Annotated in this window: 16 protein-coding genes; 8 read left to right on the top strand and 8 right to left on the bottom strand. The window is 66.5% G+C overall.

Features of this window, described 5'->3' with window-relative positions; translation table 11 throughout:
- The first annotated feature begins 76 nt into the window (after positions 1-76).
- The gene (locus J5226_RS20285) at positions 77-460 is read left to right on the top strand and encodes a helix-turn-helix domain-containing protein (protein ID WP_215836517.1); all 384 of its coding nucleotides are present in this window, start codon (positions 77-79) and stop codon (positions 458-460) included.
- Positions 461-564: 104 nt separating this feature from the next.
- Here the strand turns inward: J5226_RS20285 and J5226_RS20280 are convergent, their stop codons facing one another.
- The 4 genes from J5226_RS20280 to J5226_RS20265 form a co-directional block, all read right to left on the bottom strand.
- On the bottom strand, positions 565-1,182 hold the full coding sequence (locus J5226_RS20280) for a hypothetical protein (RefSeq protein WP_215836515.1): 618 nt from the start codon (positions 1,180-1,182) through the stop codon (positions 565-567).
- Positions 1,182-2,618, bottom strand: coding sequence for an ATP-binding protein (locus J5226_RS20275; RefSeq protein ID WP_215836513.1), 1,437 nt, complete (start codon positions 2,616-2,618; stop codon positions 1,182-1,184). Before J5226_RS20275 ends, J5226_RS20280 begins: the two co-directional genes overlap by 1 nt.
- Before the next feature lie 160 nt (positions 2,619-2,778).
- Positions 2,779-3,597 carry a hypothetical protein gene (locus J5226_RS20270; RefSeq protein WP_215836511.1) on the bottom strand — a complete coding sequence of 273 codons (819 nt, stop codon included), beginning with the start codon at positions 3,595-3,597 and terminating at the stop codon, positions 2,779-2,781.
- A 181-nt stretch (positions 3,598-3,778) separates the two neighbouring features.
- Positions 3,779-5,203 (bottom strand): alpha/beta hydrolase, encoded by a 1,425-nt coding sequence (locus tag J5226_RS20265; protein ID WP_255322866.1) that lies wholly within the window; start codon positions 5,201-5,203, stop codon positions 3,779-3,781.
- 253 nt (positions 5,204-5,456) lie between these two features.
- Between J5226_RS20265 and J5226_RS20260 the strand changes: the two genes are divergently transcribed.
- Complete coding sequence (locus tag J5226_RS20260; RefSeq protein ID WP_215836507.1) at positions 5,457-7,166, top strand: histidine kinase; 1,710 nt, start codon at positions 5,457-5,459, stop codon at positions 7,164-7,166.
- Entirely contained in the window at positions 7,154-7,855 is a 702-nt protein-coding gene (locus J5226_RS20255; protein ID WP_215836497.1) for a LytTR family DNA-binding domain-containing protein, read from the top strand. Before J5226_RS20260 ends, J5226_RS20255 begins: the two co-directional genes overlap by 13 nt.
- 221 nt (positions 7,856-8,076) lie before the next feature.
- Here the strand turns inward: J5226_RS20255 and J5226_RS20250 are convergent, their stop codons facing one another.
- The gene (locus tag J5226_RS20250; RefSeq protein WP_215836495.1) at positions 8,077-8,472 is read right to left on the bottom strand and encodes a hypothetical protein; all 396 of its coding nucleotides are present in this window, start codon (positions 8,470-8,472) and stop codon (positions 8,077-8,079) included.
- 57 nt (positions 8,473-8,529) lie between these two features.
- Positions 8,530-9,450 carry a sigma-70 family RNA polymerase sigma factor gene (locus J5226_RS20245; RefSeq protein ID WP_215836493.1) on the bottom strand — a complete coding sequence of 307 codons (921 nt, stop codon included), beginning with the start codon at positions 9,448-9,450 and terminating at the stop codon, positions 8,530-8,532.
- 136 nt (positions 9,451-9,586) lie between these two features.
- Here J5226_RS20245 and J5226_RS20240 point away from each other — a divergent pair, with 136 nt between their 5' ends.
- From J5226_RS20240 to J5226_RS20230, 3 genes are all read left to right on the top strand, one after another.
- Positions 9,587-9,979 (top strand): VOC family protein, encoded by a 393-nt coding sequence (locus J5226_RS20240; RefSeq protein WP_215836491.1) that lies wholly within the window; start codon positions 9,587-9,589, stop codon positions 9,977-9,979.
- A 765-nt stretch (positions 9,980-10,744) separates the two neighbouring features.
- A complete protein-coding gene (locus J5226_RS20235; RefSeq protein WP_215836489.1) occupies positions 10,745-11,365 on the top strand; it encodes a hypothetical protein in 621 nt (206 codons plus the stop codon).
- Positions 11,362-12,804 carry a hypothetical protein gene (locus J5226_RS20230; protein ID WP_215836487.1) on the top strand — a complete coding sequence of 481 codons (1,443 nt, stop codon included), beginning with the start codon at positions 11,362-11,364 and terminating at the stop codon, positions 12,802-12,804. The genes J5226_RS20235 and J5226_RS20230 overlap by 4 nt, the downstream gene beginning before the upstream one ends.
- Positions 12,805-12,952: 148 nt before the next feature.
- Here the strand turns inward: J5226_RS20230 and J5226_RS20225 are convergent, their stop codons facing one another.
- Together J5226_RS20225 and J5226_RS20220 are read right to left on the bottom strand one after the other, a co-directional pair.
- The gene (locus J5226_RS20225; RefSeq protein ID WP_215836485.1) at positions 12,953-14,068 is read right to left on the bottom strand and encodes a serine hydrolase domain-containing protein; all 1,116 of its coding nucleotides are present in this window, start codon (positions 14,066-14,068) and stop codon (positions 12,953-12,955) included.
- Between the two features lie 189 nt (positions 14,069-14,257).
- Positions 14,258-14,431, bottom strand: a complete 174-nt coding sequence (locus tag J5226_RS20220) for a hypothetical protein (protein ID WP_215836483.1) — start codon at positions 14,429-14,431, stop codon at positions 14,258-14,260.
- Positions 14,432-14,584: 153 nt separating this feature from the next.
- On the opposite strand from J5226_RS20220, the gene J5226_RS20215 reads away from it, so the two are divergent.
- Entirely contained in the window at positions 14,585-15,652 is a 1,068-nt protein-coding gene (locus tag J5226_RS20215) for an NAD-dependent epimerase/dehydratase family protein (protein ID WP_255322865.1), read from the top strand.
- Between the two features lie 28 nt (positions 15,653-15,680).
- Positions 15,681-16,688, top strand: a complete 1,008-nt coding sequence (locus J5226_RS20210; RefSeq protein WP_215836481.1) for an AraC family transcriptional regulator — start codon at positions 15,681-15,683, stop codon at positions 16,686-16,688.
- Positions 16,689-16,692: the final 4 nt, after the last annotated feature.

The raw sequence follows: 16,692 nt of genomic DNA, 5'->3' as shown, positions 1-16,692 counted from the left end.
GTTACCGGGGCGAAAATGTAGTCCTGTCTCAAATGCGGGACAATAAGGCACTTTTACTATCCTCGGTATCATGAATGTGACCAATCGACCTCACGACGTGGAAAGCGTGGACTGCAAGAAGGCGGGCCAGGTGCTGGCGCGCGTCGGCGAGAAATGGAGCGTCTTCATCATCATGTCGCTGGCGGAAAAGCCGCACCGCTTCACCGAACTCAAGCGCGCCCTCAACGGCATCTCGCAGCGCATGCTGACGCTGTGCCTGCGCGGCCTGGAGCGCGACGGCCTGATCCAGCGCACGGTCATCGCGGTCATGCCGCCGCACGTGGAATACGCGCTGACCCCGCTGGGCATCTCGCTCACCAAGCCGATCATCGCGCTCGGCCAATGGGCGTTCGAGCACATTCCCGATATCGATGCGGCGCGGGCGGCGTTCGAGGCGCGGGAGAACGGCGAGAAAACCTAGGCGCCGACGGCGCGCGCGCGGCGGCGATCACTCGTCCGCACTACTAACCTTTCCCGCCGCGTCTGCCGCGACGGGAAGAGTGCGTCGGTGACTGCGGAATATCCTCAGGCGCCCAGTTTGTCGACGGCGGCCTTAAGCAGTTTTTGATCTTCGGCGTCCAGTTCTGCGAGACGCTTCTGGTAAAGGGCGTCCTTGGCTCGCTCAATCGTTGCGCCCGGATCGTCCAGTTTCAGTTCCCTGATGGTCCACAATCCTTTGTCGGTTTTCCCTTTGACCAGAATCTTCATTTCCCGGTCGGTACTGACGAACTCGAGATGGTCGGGAGGGTTGTCGAAATAAGGGTGGACCAGGAAGAAATCGCATTTGGCGTAGCTTCTATGCTTCGTCTTTACGGTTTCCAGATCCTTCTTGACGTTGAACCCATTGCAGAACTCGCAGGAGATCACGATGTTTTGCGAGCGGAAGGTCCACGTAGGGTGTTTGCGTTTCGGGGCGATGTGATCCCTATGCATGCTGCGACGGCCACGCGCCCCGACCGGGAGCGTGCACCATGCGCAACGGTTCTTCTGGATCTCCAGGCCGCGTCGCTTAACGGTGCGCTTGAAGGTGGTTACGATTTTTGTTTTCCCATCCCAACGATCCGGCCGTTGAGGGATGGGGATGGCGTTGAGCGCTTTTTGCAGCTTCTTGTCGATCTCAGGCCAAGGCGCGAGCTTGATCATCAGCCTGCCTCCGCAACGGCGGAGCCGATTTGCTCGAGGATGAGCCCAAGCGCGGGGTTGTCCTCGCTTTGGACTCGTTCAAGGCGCGTCTGGATGCGCTCCAATTCGCGCTTGTCCATCTCCTTCCTCCCGGAAAGCATCATCAGCGCGGAGTGGAGGTCGCCCTCGACATAGGAATTGCCGGAGGTCGCCACGCCAAAAACGCGGTACAGGATGTTTTCCGGAGAACGTCCGTAAACGTCGCCTTCGAAAAAAGAAAGCTTGGGGCCTTGTTCCTGGCGAGCCGTCACCAACGAAGACTCCCGGTCGAGGTCGGACACCATGAAATGGGAGTGGGTGGCGATGATGACGTGCGAGGAACTGTGCTTGCGCAAGCTCTCCAGGAGCGTTGGAATATATTTGATCTGCCACTCGGGGTGGAGGCTGATCTCGGGTTCGTCGATGACGATCAAAGAGCGCGGCTTCAAGCGTGCGAGCAGACGGACGTTCGTGCCGATCAGATGCTGTTCGCCCGAGCTGAGGTCGGAAAATCGAACCGGGCCGTCGCCCTTGTCGAACAACGGAGAAACAGTCCGGAATACATCGACCCGCTTCGCCAGATCGATGCCTTGTCTCCATAAGTCAGCTTCGTCTGGACTCGAAATGAATCTGCTGAGGTCCAGCGCTAGCTCATACCCCTTCGGTCCCTTACTCCACCCGGTTTTCGGCAGGATTGAAAGGAAAGACCACAGCGGATCGAGCGATTCATCCGGCTTGACCGAAAGTGATCTGAGCCTGCCGTGCCTTTGCATTCGAAGCTCTATGCGCTGCTTCATCGAAGCGAAATCTTCGGTGAGGAGGCTTCGGTTGGACAGGGTGAGGGCAACGCCCACCTTGGGCGAAATTCCCAGCAACGACAGCCAAGCGCCTAAGCGACTGTCGAATCCGTCGTCTTCGGCCATGCCGGAAAGCAGGCTTTCCAGAACCTTCGTTTCGACCGCGCCCGTTGTCGTCAGGTTTGTCGCTTGCCTGAGCCCGAGGTATTGATAGAAATCCGAAGGCTCCGATTGGGCATAGCGAAATTTGTCGGTGGGCAGATGCGAGATCGCCATTGCCCTGGCCGGGAAGGGCATCTGCTCGATGCCGACGAACTCGCCGTCGACCGTGGCCTCGAAATCCCTGCCGCGACGCTCGATCCTGCACCGCTGGCCGTCGAAGATGTATTCGAGAGCGGCGCGCTCGGAGGGAAGGGGCTGCCGCTTTTTCGACTCGGTGGACGACCGGCGTTCGTGGACGAAGCTCAGTTCGTCGACCACTCGGGAGAGCACTCGACTCTTGCCCGACCCATTGGGACCGATCACCACCGATACCGCGGTGCCTTTTGCTCGGTTATTCGCTTCGAACAGCGGAACCGCGACCGAAGGATCCTGATAGCTAAGCAAGCAGAACTGATCCAAGCGCCCCCCTTTGAGCCCTTCCCTGGTTCATCGATTTTGCATATTGAAGAGGGCTAATCATAGTCCGGCGCCCAGCGGGCCGGGGCTCGCGTGTTTTGTGCGTCCCTTGGCGAAACCACGGGGAACCGCGCCATCGCGGCCCGCCCAGCGCGCGCCGCCCTCAACCGCAGAAAATCGCCACGATCCCGTTCGGATTTGAATCTTTCTGCGCCATCACCCCGGCGAACTCCTGCGTGTACCAGACATCCTTCAGCAGCTTGTGCCGGCGGTCGTCGACACCCGGCGCGATGCCGCGATAGCTGGCGTAGAACTGCGAGTACACCTCGATCGGATCGCCCTGTTTGCGCCGCGCCTGTAGGGCGATATAGAAGCCCTCCAGCGCTTGATAGCTCACCCCGCCGAACAGGGTGAAGCCCACGCACGGGTAATTCTTCTTGTCGATCGGATTCATGATCGACTTGGCCGCGGGAATCGTCGTCGCTAGCGGCAGTACGTTCGGCGAACCGTTGGGGCCGAAGTGGAAGTGGATGTCCTCCAGGTCGGTGTTGGCGGTGTTGAACAGCACGCCTTGCAGGTGCAGCTTGACGTCGAGCAGATGGATCAGATCCATCACCAGCGTATACAGGCTGATGCCGACGCCGATCTCCGTCACCACCGAGCCGGCGATGCCCTCGATCAGGTCGGTGGCGAAACTGTTGCCCGGATCGTTGGGGTTGTTGGGGATGTCGGGCAGCGTGTAATCGCGGGTGGAGATGATGCCGGTCTTGTCCTGGTACGCCTTCAGCAAGGCCATCGTATTCGCGCCCGGGCGCAGCCCGTTTCTGAAATCGTCATGCGCGTTCTTCAACGTCGTGAAGAACGCCGTCATCGCGTCGGGCGCCGCGGACGGGCTCTTCAAGCCTTCGGTCAGCGCCTGGTACGCGGCGCTTTCGGTGTTGAGCCAAGTGACGTGGGAGTACTGGCAATCCGGATAGCTCATGGCGCGGTTCCCTGGGCGTGAGTGGCGAGGTGGGCGAGGCCCTGACGGGGGAACGCGGAAGGGGCGGGCGAGCGGCCAGCGCGGGACGGACCGGGTCTCGCGCATGACCTGCGCTTGCTCGCATCGCTCGGATGCGACCGCCGCACGCGCCACCAGGCGGCCCTGGCGGCGCCGCGAACGCTTACAGCTCGGCCTTGCTCTTGACGAACACCGGCAACGGCACGTCCAGCGCTTCATCCTCGACCGGTCGGCCGGCGAGGAAGTCGGCGATGTTCTCGGCGATGCCCGGATTGCCGAGCCACAACTCGTTGTCGTGGCTGGCGCCGCGAATCAGCAGCGGCTTGCCCTTGCTGAAACCGGGCAACAGCGCCTGCGCATTGGCCTGCGGCGTGCGGCCGTCGAGCGTGCCGCTGACGAACAGCGTCGGCACTGCGCTGCGCAGCGGCGCGCGGAACGCCTCGCCCAGATCGACCAGCCCGAGGCCGTCGGCGAGTTCCGGGAACGGGAAGTTCAAAGCGTCGCCGAACAGACTTTCGCGCGCCTGCGCCTCGACCAGGGCGCGACGCTTCGGGCTCTGGCCGGAGGCCACATCCATCGCCAGCGGCATCGCGCGAACCCCGCCCAACGCCTCGCGCATCATCAGCACGAAGCCCGCCAGCAGGCCGTAGTCGCCGCCTTCGGCGTCCCGCAGCATCAGCGGCAGCATCCGCTGCGACGAACGCCGCCCCAGCGCGTTGGCGATCGCCAACTGCGCGTCGTATTCGCCGATGACGACTTTCCTGCCGTCGTGCAGGGAACTGCTGCCCTGGGCCGGCTGACGGCGCAGCGCCGCCAGCACGCGCCGGGCCGATCCCTGCACATCGTCGAACCCGTCTTTCTTGGCGACGACGGCCAAATCCGCCAGCAAGGCGTCGGCGGCCAGCGGCAACTTGATCGTATCGTCGGGCCCCTCGGTGCCCATCAACACCACGCGTTCGAGAGTCGCGCCGTGGCGGCGGACGGTGGCCAACGCCAGATGCGTGCCATAGCTCATCCCCCACAGGCTGATCCGCTTCAGGCCCAGCGCGCGCCTCAAGTCGTCGATGTCGTCGGCGCTCTCCACCGTGGTGTAGGCGGCCAGATCGACGCCGCCCTTGCGCCATTCGGCGATGCACGCGGCGGCGGTCGCGCGCAGCGCGGTCAGCGCGGCCTCGCGTTGCAGCGGTTGCGCGTCGTCGAAGCGATGCTTCTGCGTGCACTCCGGCGGCATCTGCGAAAAATCCGTGCCGCGTTGATCGAGCAGCAACACATCGGTCTCGCGGCGGACGCGGTCGAACACCGGCCAGCGCGGCCCGAGCGCGGTGCCGAAGCCGGAACCGCCCGGGCCGCCGGCCAGATAGACCACCGGCGCGGCGCGGCCGTCGCCGCCGGTGGCGGGCAGGCGCACCACGCGCAGACGGATGCGCGGACCGTCGGGTTCGCTGTGCCGGCGCGGCACGTCGAGAAACGCTTCCTCGGTCGCAATCGTGCCGTTGCCCTTGGTCTGCATCGCGTAGGGCTTGAACATCAGCGGCGCGCGCGCGTCGCGGGCCAGCGCCGGCGACGCGCAGGCCAGCGCGATGCACATCGCCGCCAGCCTCCCGGCCCGATGCAGGGACCGGCCACGATGAGCGAGAACGAATAACGATTTGCGGGACATGGCGAACTCCGGTTGGGCGAGGGGCGGGACGTGGAGGAGGCCTTCGCGTCTCTCGATCGGGCGAAGCGGCCTCGGCCACGGACGCCAGCGTCTCCTTCGTCGCGGCGAGTCCGTCGCGCCCGTCCGCCGAACCGCTCCAAACGGCGGTCCAGCGTCTCCGCCCAGCCGATAAGATGCGGGCATGCAGATCCCGCGCAGCTTGGCCGTACTCGTCGTGTCGTTCGCCGCCGTCGCCGCGTGGCTGCTCGCCGCGACGCCCGACATGACGACCGTGCAGGTGCTGCGCGGCGAAATGGCGCCCGCGACGCCGACGGCGTCCGGCGACTTGCCGACGCGCCCGTCCGCCGACACGCCGTGGCGCCCGCTCGATCAACAACGCCTCGCCGGTTGGCGCGGCCCGTATTGGCTGCGCTGGCGAGCGGCCGCGCCCGCGGCGCCGGACGAGGGCGACCGCGCGCTGCGCGTTTCGCTGCGCGGCGCCAGCCGGCTCTATTGGAACGGGCGTGCGTTGGCGGGCAACGGCGTCGTCGGCCGCACCGCCGGGGAAGAACGCCCGGGCCGCATCGACATCGTCCGGGCGCTGCCGCCGTCCGCCGCCGGCGCGACGGACGAACTGCTGGTGCTCGCGTCCAGCCAGCACCGCAACCTGCGCCTGCGCAATGCGGACGCCGTCGCCATCGTCGCTCCGCCCGAACTGCTCTACGGCCGCGTCATGCGGCCCTGGCTGATCGCGGCCTTCGCCACCGGCGCGCTCGCGGCGGCGTGCCTGTACTTCCTGGCGGTCCAGCGCGGCCGCCCGCGCATGCGCGGCGCGCGACTGCTGCTCGCGCTCTGCGCGGTCGGACTGGCCTTGCCGATCGTCGAAGCCTGGCGTCCGCTGATGGGCTATGCCTATCCCTGGCACGCCCCGCGCCTGCTGATGCTGCTGGCCCTGCACGTGGCGGCGGCGATGCTGCTGCCGGCCTACCTCGCGCGTCACTTCGACGTGGCCGTGCCCGTCGCCGCGCGCGTCGTCTATTTGGCGACGCTCATGGCGGCCGCCGCGTTCCTGCCCGGTTTCGATACGCGCTCCGCGGCGGTCCTGCTGCTGAGCCTGCTCGCCTCGGCGGGGGTGCTGCTGCGCGTGCGCGACGCGCCGGAGGAACGCACGCCGCTGCTGGCGCTGTCGCTCGCCGGCGTGCTGGCGTTGGCGGTCGCGCGCGGCGCCTTCCTCGACGGCCCGTACTTCTTGCTGCTGGCGGTGCTGATGGGCTTCCTGCTGTTGCGCCACGCGGCGCAACTGCGCGCCCTGGATCGCCACAACGCGACGCTGCGCGAAGAGCGCGCCCAGCTCTCGCTGCAACTGCTGCAACGCGGCATCCATCCGCATTGGCTCATGAACACCTTGACCTGCCTGCAAGAGCTGATCGAACAAGCGCCGCCGCGCGCCAGCCGTCTGGTCGAATCGCTGGCCGAGCAGTTCGACCGCCTGCGCGACAGCAGCACCCGCCCAAGCGTCCCGCTGGAGGACGAACTGGCCCTGTGCCGCAACCACCTGGACATCGTCGCCCTGGCCTCGGACCAGCCGCTGTCGCTGGAGGTCGAAGCCGACGACACCCGACTGTCGCTGCCGCCCGGCATCCTGCATGCTCAGATCGAGAACGCGCTGACCCACGCCGGCGCCGGCGCCTGCGCGCAACATCCCTTCCGGCTGCGCGTCCATCGCCAGAACCACCGCTGGACCCTCGAGTTGCGCAGCGCGCGCGGGTCGGCGCCGCACCGCGGCCGCGGCACCGGCACGCGCTACATCGAGGCCAGTCTGGCCACCGCCTATCCCGACGGCTGGCGCTTCGTCCAAGGCGTCGACGGCGCCGATTGGTGCGGCCGGATCGAGCTGACATGCGCATCCTGATCGTCGAGGACGAACCGCTGGTGCGCCAGCGCCTGCTGCGGCTGAGCGCGGAACTGGCCGGCGCGCGCGCGCGTTTCGACGCGGTCGCGGATCTGGAAGCGGCCGGCGACCGGCTGCAACGCAGCGTCTACGACGGCCTGTTGCTGGATCTGAACCTGGAAGGCGAAGACGGCTTCGAGCTGTTGCGGCGCGCGGTGGCCGGACGCTACCACTGCGTCGTGGTCTCGGCCCATCGCGAACGCGCGCTGCAGGCCTTCGAACACGGCGTGCTGGATTTCGTGCCCAAACCGTTCTCGCGCGAGCGCCTGGGCCAAGCGCTCGAACGCCTGCTCGATGCCGGCCGTTACCGCTCCGGCCAAGCCCGCTACCTCGGTATCTGGCGCGCCCACGGCACCGCCCTGGTCGAACTGGCCGACGTGGTGTGGATCCGCGCGGACGGCGACTACAGCCAATTGCGCCTGCGCGACGGCCGCGACGAACTGCACGACAAATCCCTGGCCGGCCTGATCGGCGTGCTGCCGCCCGATTTCGTGCGCTGCCACCGCTCGTATCTGGTCAACCTGCGCCACATCCGTAGCCTGCACGCCGGCTCGGGCAGCCGTTACTGGCTGGTGTTGAGCGACGGCGCGGAACTGGCGGTGGGACGCGCCTACGTTGCCGCGCTGCGGCGCGAGCTCGGGCTGGAATGAGGGCGTTGCCGGATCGGATTCGCGGCGGTCTTTGAAACGAACAGACCGGCGGCGCCGAGATCGTTTGCGCCGCGCGTACTCCGGCGGTTGCCCGCTTCGGTACGGCAGCGGCCTTCCGTCCGAGGCAATCGGAGCGGACACCGGCCCGGAACCTCGCGTCTTGCGCGCGCCGATGCGGCGCGCGCCTTCCGCGCTTGCGCGGAAACGACCCAGGCGCGCGCTCAGGCATAGCGCGCCGCCGCCATGCACACCGCCGCGACCGCCAACAGAACGGCGGCCAAGCGGGCGGCCAGGGCCGCGTGCGTGGGCGCTTCTGTCTGCGTTGCGCGCGCGAGTGCCCAGCGGGCGCGCGCGCCGACGCCGAGCTGCACGACGAACGCCGCCAGCGCGCAAGCGATGCCGACCGCGAGCACCGTCTCCGGCCTGCCGAAGGCCGCGCCGTGCGTGGCGCGCCAGAGATAGCCGCCGCTGACGAAAGTCGCGATCGCCGCGCCCAGCATCGGCGCCTGCAAGCGCGCGGCGCCGCCGCCGAGGCGTGCGATAGCGAAGCTGCCGCCGGCCCAGAACACCGCGGCGAGAACGTGCAAGGACAAAACTACGAGCAATAGCGTGCGCATGACGACTCCTGAGGGTCGAAAATAGTGAGTGGCGTACGGTTGCGACGCGCGGGCGCGCTAATCGTCGAGAACGCTCAGATCCAGTCGGCTGAGCCGCTCGGGCGTGCGCACGATGTCGATCCCGGTGATCTTTCCGCCGCCGAACGCGAACGCCATCAGCGCGAGCGGCTTGCCTTCGAGCAGGGCGATCAGCCCGACAGCGCCGTTGACGAGCACCGGGCGCCTGAGCAGGCCCAGGCGCGAGAACGTCTGCGCTTGGCGCGCCACTTGCTCCGCACCGCGGATCTCGAAGGAGGCGACATCGGCGCGAAGCAGCACCTGCGGGTCGAGCAGGGCGACGAGCCGGTGGACGTCGCCGTCTTGCGCGGCCGCGATGAAGGCGTCGACCAGCGTTCGCTGCGCCTGCAGATCGGTCTCCGCATCGCCGTCGGCCGGCGCGTTGCGCGCCTGCAGGCGGCGACGCGCGCGACTGGCGAGCTGACGCGCGGCCGCGGGCGTGCGCTCGACGATCGGCGCGATCTCCTCGAACGGCAGGCCGAAGATGTCGTGCAGTACGAACGCCACGCGTTCGGCCGGAGCGAGCGTATCGAGCACCACCAGCAACGCCAGGCCGATGCCGTCCGCCAGCAGCGCCACCTGCTCCGGACTCGCCGCGTCGGCGCGCTCGACGATCAGATCGGGCAGCGGCGTCTCGCCGCGCATCTTGCGCGAGCGCAGCATGTTCAAGGCAATGCGCGCGACGACCGTCGTCAACCACGCGCCGAGATCGTCGACATCGCGATTGGCCGTTCCGCTCAGCCGGAGCCACGTCTCCTGCACGGCATCGTCGGCCTCGCTCAGCGAACCGAGCATGCGGTACGCGACGGACCGCAAACGCGGCCGCTCCTCCTCGAACCTCGCGCCCAGCCATTCGTGCTCATTCATCGGCCCAGTTCCTCCTCGCATTCGGTAACCATGCAGGTATGACCCGCGACGCACCGCGAATGTGACGGACCGGGCCGCCGAACCCGGCTCGTCACATCGCCAGCCCGTGGCGTGTCATCGAGAGACCGGGCCTTCGGCGGCCCGGCGCGAGCGGACAGACCGACGCAATCACGAACGAGGAGAACGCACCGTGCTGGAAAAAGTCGTATACACCACCGTATTCGTTGAAGATCAAGACACGGCCCTGGAGTTCTACACCAACGTCCTCGGCTTCAAGAAGCGAGCGGACAACCCGGCCGCGGACAACGCCGCGCCCGACAGCCCGCGCTTCCTGGCCGTCGGCGTCAAGGATCAAGACTTCCTGCTGGTCCTGTGGCCCGGAACGCCCGGGCAGGGCCGCCCGGTCTACGGCCGCATCCCGGCGGCGTACACCATCGAGACGCAAGACTGCCGGACCGCGGTCGAGACCTTGAGCGCGCGCGGCGTGAAGTTCGAGACCGGCGTACTCGAGTACCCGTGGGGCTATGTCGCGGTCTTCCAGGACCCCGACGGCAACCGGCTGCAATTGCGAGAGAGCCGCTAACGCGGCGGCCTGCGTCCACGCGTGGCTGTGGGAGCCCGATGACGGGCGATGCGGTCGCGCGTGGAGGCAGGCGAAGTGTGTTGGGGAGCCCTACCGTGGCAGCGTGGCGCTCAGCATCGACCAGCCTCCGCCCCAGGCGCCACCCGCGCCGCTGTTCAAGCGTTCCGCCGTCCAGATGCAGATGATCTGGATCGAACCTCAGCCACCTTCGCGCTTCTTCGCTTCGGTCTCGATGCGCAAATTGGCGATGCAAGCATCGCCCGGATGTTCGCCGGACGCGCCAACCCGATACACAAGCGCGGTCACCGAGACGGAGCTTTATATGCGTGACATCAAGGTGTTCCGATGGGCCGCACGAACCAAACACGCGGCACCCCGCGCGTGTAGCCCACCGACTTGATCGTCCCCGTCCCGACGACTGCCTACGGGCCAGAGGTCGCGCTTCCGCCATCGGAAGCCCCGTGCCGAGTGCCAATAAACACACGTTGGCCGGGAACGCCGCGATTTGAGCCGATGGTTTAAGTATTTCTCCAATTTCCTGCATAGATATCCTTGATACCGGAACAAGGGTTGCGCATTGTGGAAGCGACGCCCCATTGCTCGCCCGGCCGTTGTATTGACCAAAAAGATCAAATGGAAACTATTTCTTCTATGACGCCTCAGCGCTGGACACAGCACGCAAGCATTGGGTTGGTCTGCCTCGCGCTGGCCGGCTGCGCGCAACCGCCCGCCGAAGCCTCATCAGACCAGCCCAAGGACGCCCCCATGACCGCAACGACCCAGGTCCCCGCTGGCGGCGACGCTGCGGCCGAAAGCGTCGCCGCGCACTTCGACCGTATCGCCGCGCAGTCGTCCGTCCAGAGTTCGCCCGCGCCTGCGCAGCCGCCGGTCGCCCCGCCTCCTGGACCGTCCTTGCAACCCGACGAATGGATCGCACGCATTTTTCAGCTCATCGATAGCCTCAGGTCTCCGAGCGATCTGGAACCGACCCACGTCGCCAAAACCATCGGCCTGAACCTGCATCCTGTCGGCAGCGAGCAAGCCGCCCGGGGAGACTTGGGAGCGCAAGGCGCTTACGCCCTCTGGATCAACACGCTCTACCGCGAGCGCCCAGGCAAATGGACGGCCGGGCTGTCCCAGGAGCCCCGCGCCGGCCAAAAGGGCTGCCTGTTCCCCCTCGACCGACTGCGTCGGCACCTCAGCGGCCGGGGCTACAGCGCCACTGAGGGCGTGCGTCAGCGCGATGGCGGCGAACGCGCCGTGTATCGCGCTGCGCCGACCGCCGATGGGATCGTCTTCGTGATCTCTGCCCAATGGGCGCCCGGCGGCGCCGGTTGCGTCCAGGAGATCCGGATCAACGCCAACACGCCTGAGGATGAAGCGTGAGCCAGTTGCGGCATGAGATTCGTCCGTTGATCGAAGAACTCGCGCAGAAGAAAGGTCTGCCGCCCACTGCCGTCGCGGACATCGAGTCCACCATCGCCAGTTCGCCCTACCTCAGCAACATCATGGTGGCGGCCATCCAGAGTGGCTCACTGAAGCACCTCGACACGACCGATAAGCCCAACCAGTCCGGTCACTACGAGCAACGCACCGGCACCATCCATCTGAATACCAGCAATTTCGATGCCAAGAGCTTCGACAGCGCTTCGGCGAGGCGAGACAACCTGGCCGTCGTAATAGGCCACGAAGCCGGCCATGCTTTGCTGGCGGACGCTTCCGAGCGCGAACGCTATGCACTGCGCTACAACATGGGCGAGGCCATCCGCGCCGCATCCAACGACGAAAGCTCGGCCGACCTCACTGGCCCGGCTAACCGTTATGTCGATTTCATGCGCCGTAACGAGGCGATGGCGGAGTTGGTGGGGATGAATGCCCTGGCCAGCCGCACCGCCGGCGCAGACGGCGCCTTCGACAAGGACGAGTTCCTGCGGCGAGCGGAACCGTCTACCCCATGCGTCGATCAGGGCATTCTGGCTCCCGGCATCGATCTGTCGCCCGCCGGCATCCAAATCATCGGCAATCAGTTCCGCACGAGCCCGGCGATCGAAGCGGTCGCTCAGTGCTACACCGATCCGGGGGCGAGCATCGGCCAGCACGGCGATAGCAGTTACCGCGATACCCACGGCACCTATGTCATGAAGATGGCCGCCAGCGAGCTCAACGATTACGCCAAGGGCACCACGATGCATGTGCCCGCCATCGAGCTCAACATGGCGACCTTGAAGCTCGATCCGAACCGGATCGAGCGCGCTGGGCTGGACCTGGGCGGCGCCGGACGCTCGTTCTCCTATGTCGACACGAGCAACGGACGGCGCGAATACGAAAGCGTGTCGCATACGCTGAGCGCGGCGGAAACCGTGCACAGGCTGGGAGGTCAGGCGCTAGCGCAAAGCCCATCCGCTCCGGCACTTCGCGCGGACGCTCCCGGACACCCCGACTATCAAGCCTTCGAGATGTTCCATCGCGCAGCCCAAGCCGACGGCCGTTGGAGCCAAGCCGAAGCCCGCAACCTCGCCGCGGCCGGCTTGGCGGCGGTGAAGGCCGATCCAGTCGTGGGCCAGAACCTATCCGGGGTCGTCATCGGCAGGAGCGCCGACGGCGCGCCCAACCTCATCGGGTATGCCTCTCCCCATGGGCCGGCGGGCCCGCATCATCATCTCGCGATAGAAGCCAATGCCGCGGCGCAGGTGCCTGCAGACAAGAGCTTGGACCGCGTCGAACAACTCAATCAGCAGCAAACCCAGCGGCAGGCTCAGACTCAGCCGTTAGAACAGCAAGCAGCGCAACCGCATGCGGCTCCCAAAATCGGCTTGTCGCACTGAGTGCCGGCTCGTCGATGGACCGGCCTGATGCCGGGTCGAATGTCTGCCCCCCTGCGCTTCTTCGCTTCGGCTTCGATGCGCAAGTTGCCGACGCAAGCATCGTTCGGACGGTGGTCCGACGCGCCCAGCCGATAGACAGCCCACCCCATCAGCGCGAAGCCGCCGCCTTCAACGGCACATAAAACTCCGCAATCTTCCCAACAAACCGCTGCGGATTCGCCCCCGCAAGATTGGTCAACACCACCACCGCCACCCCATCGTCCGGATACACCACGAACGCCGCGCGCGCGCCGCCGATGCCGGCCACCTGCCGCGGCGGCGCGGCGCGCAGCACCGGCCAACCCGCGCCCCAGGCGCCGTCGGTGCCGTCGTTCAGACGCTCGGGCGTCCACATGCGGCGCAGATGGGCGGCATCGATCAAGCGGCCGTCCGACAACGCGATGAGCCAACGCGACACCTCGTCCGCGGTGGTCTGAAGGCCGCCGCCGGCCCACAGGCTGTAGGGAATGTCGTAGACCCAGCGCGACAAGCGGTCGGCGTCGTCCTTCGCCAGCGTGCCGCGCGGCGACCAGCTGTAGATCGTCGCCGCGTTGGGCACCAGATCGTAGCTGTCGCCGAAGGTGGTCAGCGGCATGCCGACCACGGCGAACTGACGCTGCGCCAGATACTGCTCGAACGGCGCGTTCGTCTGCTTCACGACGATCTGCGCCAACAGGCCGTAATTGGTCTGGTTGTACGCGAACCGCTCGCCGACCGGCGCCTCCAACGGCCGCGCCTTGACCGCCTGCCACGCCGCCGCTTCGGTGGCGCCGACGATGGAACCGCGTTGATCGACGAGGTCCGGCAGGCCCGACGTATGCCCGAGCAACTGACGCACGCGGATCGCCCGCCACGCCGCGGGCAGATCGTCCAGATAGCGCGACGCCGGCGCGTCGAGATCCACCCGCCCGTCCTGCGCGAGCTGCATCAGCGCGACGCCGGTGAAGGCCTTGGTGGCGGAGTTGAGGGGGAAGCGCGTCTTGGCCGTGACCGGGACTTTGTTTTCGACGTTGGCGTAGCCGTAGCTTTCCGAGAGGACGATGCGGCCGTCTTTGACGACGGCGACCTGCAGGCCGGGGATGCGTTGCTCCGTCATGGTCTGCTGGACGAACCGTCGGGCTTGGTCGTTGGCTTCGCGCAGCGAAGGGGCGGCGAGGGCGAGGCAGGGCAGCGACATCAGCGCAGCAGTGATGAGCGCGGCGAAGCGGAGGTTTGCGGACGGCATGCGAGTCCCTGGGTGACAGTGGTGGAGAGGTGAGGTTCAAGACCCTGGTCGAGGGGGGCGTGGTCAGCCCGGTGGGTGGATGTGCTGGAGCGGCGGACGGTTTAAATCGCTCGCGGCCCTGTCTGGTCGAAAGGACGTCGCCCCGAGCGTCAACGAGGCGACGAACGCCCGGGAGCGAAGACGGAGATCTCATCCTCCATCGCGGGCCGCTATCTCCAGAATCGCACTCAGATACTGATCGGGCGTTTGCGATCCGCTGACCCCATGCACCCCGTCGATCAACAGATAGGGAACGCTGCGAATGCCTTGCGCCTGCGACGACTGCTCGTCGAATCCGCCGAGTCCTCCGTGGACTGCCGGCACCAGCCGCCTCCCAGGCCGGATGGCGCGCTTTGAGCGTAATTTGGCGCGATCTGCGAGTGAACTCCGGTGCCGCCGCGAGGATAGTCACCCTCACGACATCGACGCGGCCCGGCGACCCGGCCCGGCCGCCGCACACCGTGTGAGGACCCTCTCGTGATTGAACTGACGATCGATAAAAGCAAGCCGGTGCTCGTGACCGGCGCCACCGGCTATGTCGCCGGCTGGATCGTGAAACGGCTGTTGGAAGAAGGCACGACGGTGCATGCCGCCGTGCGCGACCCTGGAGATCGACACAAGGTCCGCCACCTCAACGAACTGGCCGCCCAGTCCCCGGGAACCCTGCGCTACTTCCAGGCGGACCTGCTGCAACCAGGCTCGTACGCCGAAGCGATGGACGGCTGCGGCCTCGTGTTCCATACCGCGTCGCCTTTCACCTTGAACATCACGGACCCGCAAAAGGAACTCGTCGATCCCGCGCAACTCGGGACCCGGAACGTGCTCGAAACCGCCAGCCGAACGGCCTCGGTCAAGCGCGTGGTCCTGACGAGCAGCTGCGCCGCCATCTATGGCGACAATGCCGATCTCGACAGCACCGCCACGGGCGTTTTCACCGAAGACGACTGGAACACCAGCTCGTCGTTGAACCACAACCCCTACGCCTATTCCAAGACGGTCGCGGAGCAAGAGGCCTGGCGCGTCGCGGGCCGTCAGTTGGCCTGGGACCTGGTTGTGGTCAATCCGAGTTTCGTCATCGGCCCCGCGATCAATCCGCACGCGACCTCGGAGAGCTTCAACATCGTTCGACAACTCGGCGACGGCCGAATGAAGGCGGGCGCCGCCGACATCGGCGTCGGCGCGGTCGATGTCCGCGATCTGGCCGAAGCGCACCTGCGCGCGGCTTACCTGCCGGTCGCCAGCGGCCGCACCATCGTCTCCGGCCACAACACGTCCCTGCCGGCGCTGGCGCAGGCGCTGCTGCCCCGGTTTTCGGCCTATCCTGTGCCGCGTCGGACGCTGCCCAAGTGGATGGTCTGGCTGCTCGCGCCCTTGGTCGACAAATCCACCACGCGCGCCTTCGTGACCCGAAACGTCGGCCTGCCCTGGAAGGCGGATAATCGCAAGAGCATCGCGGAGCTGGGAATGGCCTACCGCCCGCTGGCCGAATCCATCCAAGACATGTTCCAGCAACTGATCGACAACGGGCTGATCCCGAAGCACTAACGGCCAGAACCACGAGAGCGCCGCATCGATGAAGCAGGCCACGCACTTCGCCGTACAACCGGGCTGGAGACTGCTGCTGTCGGACATGGAGGTCGATCTCGGGCGCGTGCTGAGGCAGGCCGACCTGCCCGCCGATTTGTTCGCCCGGCAAGACGCCACGATCACCCCGGCTCAGTTCTTCCAGTTCTGGCAGGCGATCGAACAGGCCGCCGGCGGAGACGCGGCGCTGCCGATCAAGGTGGGCAAAGCCATCTCGGTGGAAGCCTTCGATCCGCCGATCTTCGCCAGCCTGTGCAGCCCCAACATGAACATCGCGCTGCAGCGCCTGTCGGCCTTCAAGAAGCTGATCGGCCCGATGGCGCTCGCAGTGGACATCGGCGCCAGCCACACATCGGCGACGCTGGAGTGCTATGCGAACGCCGCCCCGATTCCCCCCAGCTTCGCCGCGACCGAACTGATCTTCCTGACCCAACTGATCCGTATGGGCACCCGGCACCCGGTGATTCCGCGCGAAGCCGTGCTGCCGGAACTGCCGGACGGCCTCGATGGCTATTCGGACTTTCTGGGCGTCCGGCCGAAAATCGGCTCGGCCATTCGGATCGTTTTTTCGTCCGAAGACGCCACGCGGCAATTCCTCACCGCCAACGAACCGATGTGGGCCTTCTTCGAGCCGGCCTTGCGCAAGCGGCTATCGACCCTGGACGCCGCGGCGAGCATGCGCGACCGCGTCAAAGCGGTCTTACTGGAGGGCCTTCCGTCCGGGCAGCACACCATCGAAGAAGTGGCGAAGCAGTTGGCCGTCAGCAAGCGCACCTTGCAGCGCCAACTCGGCGAGGAGTCGGCGACGTTCAAAGACATCCTGACCGCCACCCGTCAACAACTCGCGCTGCACTACCTGCGCAAGCCGATGCTCGCGCAGGGGGAAATCGCGTTCCTGCTCGGCTTCCAGGACGTGAACTCTTTCATTCGAGCGTTCAAGGAGTGGCAGGGGGTTACGCCGGGGGTGTTTCGGGAGGACGTTCGGGTGGCGCATTGAGCCG

The sequence above is a fragment of the Lysobacter sp. K5869 genome, from assembly GCF_018847975.1.
Taxonomy (GTDB): Bacteria; Pseudomonadota; Gammaproteobacteria; order Xanthomonadales; family Xanthomonadaceae; genus Lysobacter.
Note: the sequence above shows the minus strand (reverse complement) of the source record. Positions and strands in the feature narration are given on the sequence as shown.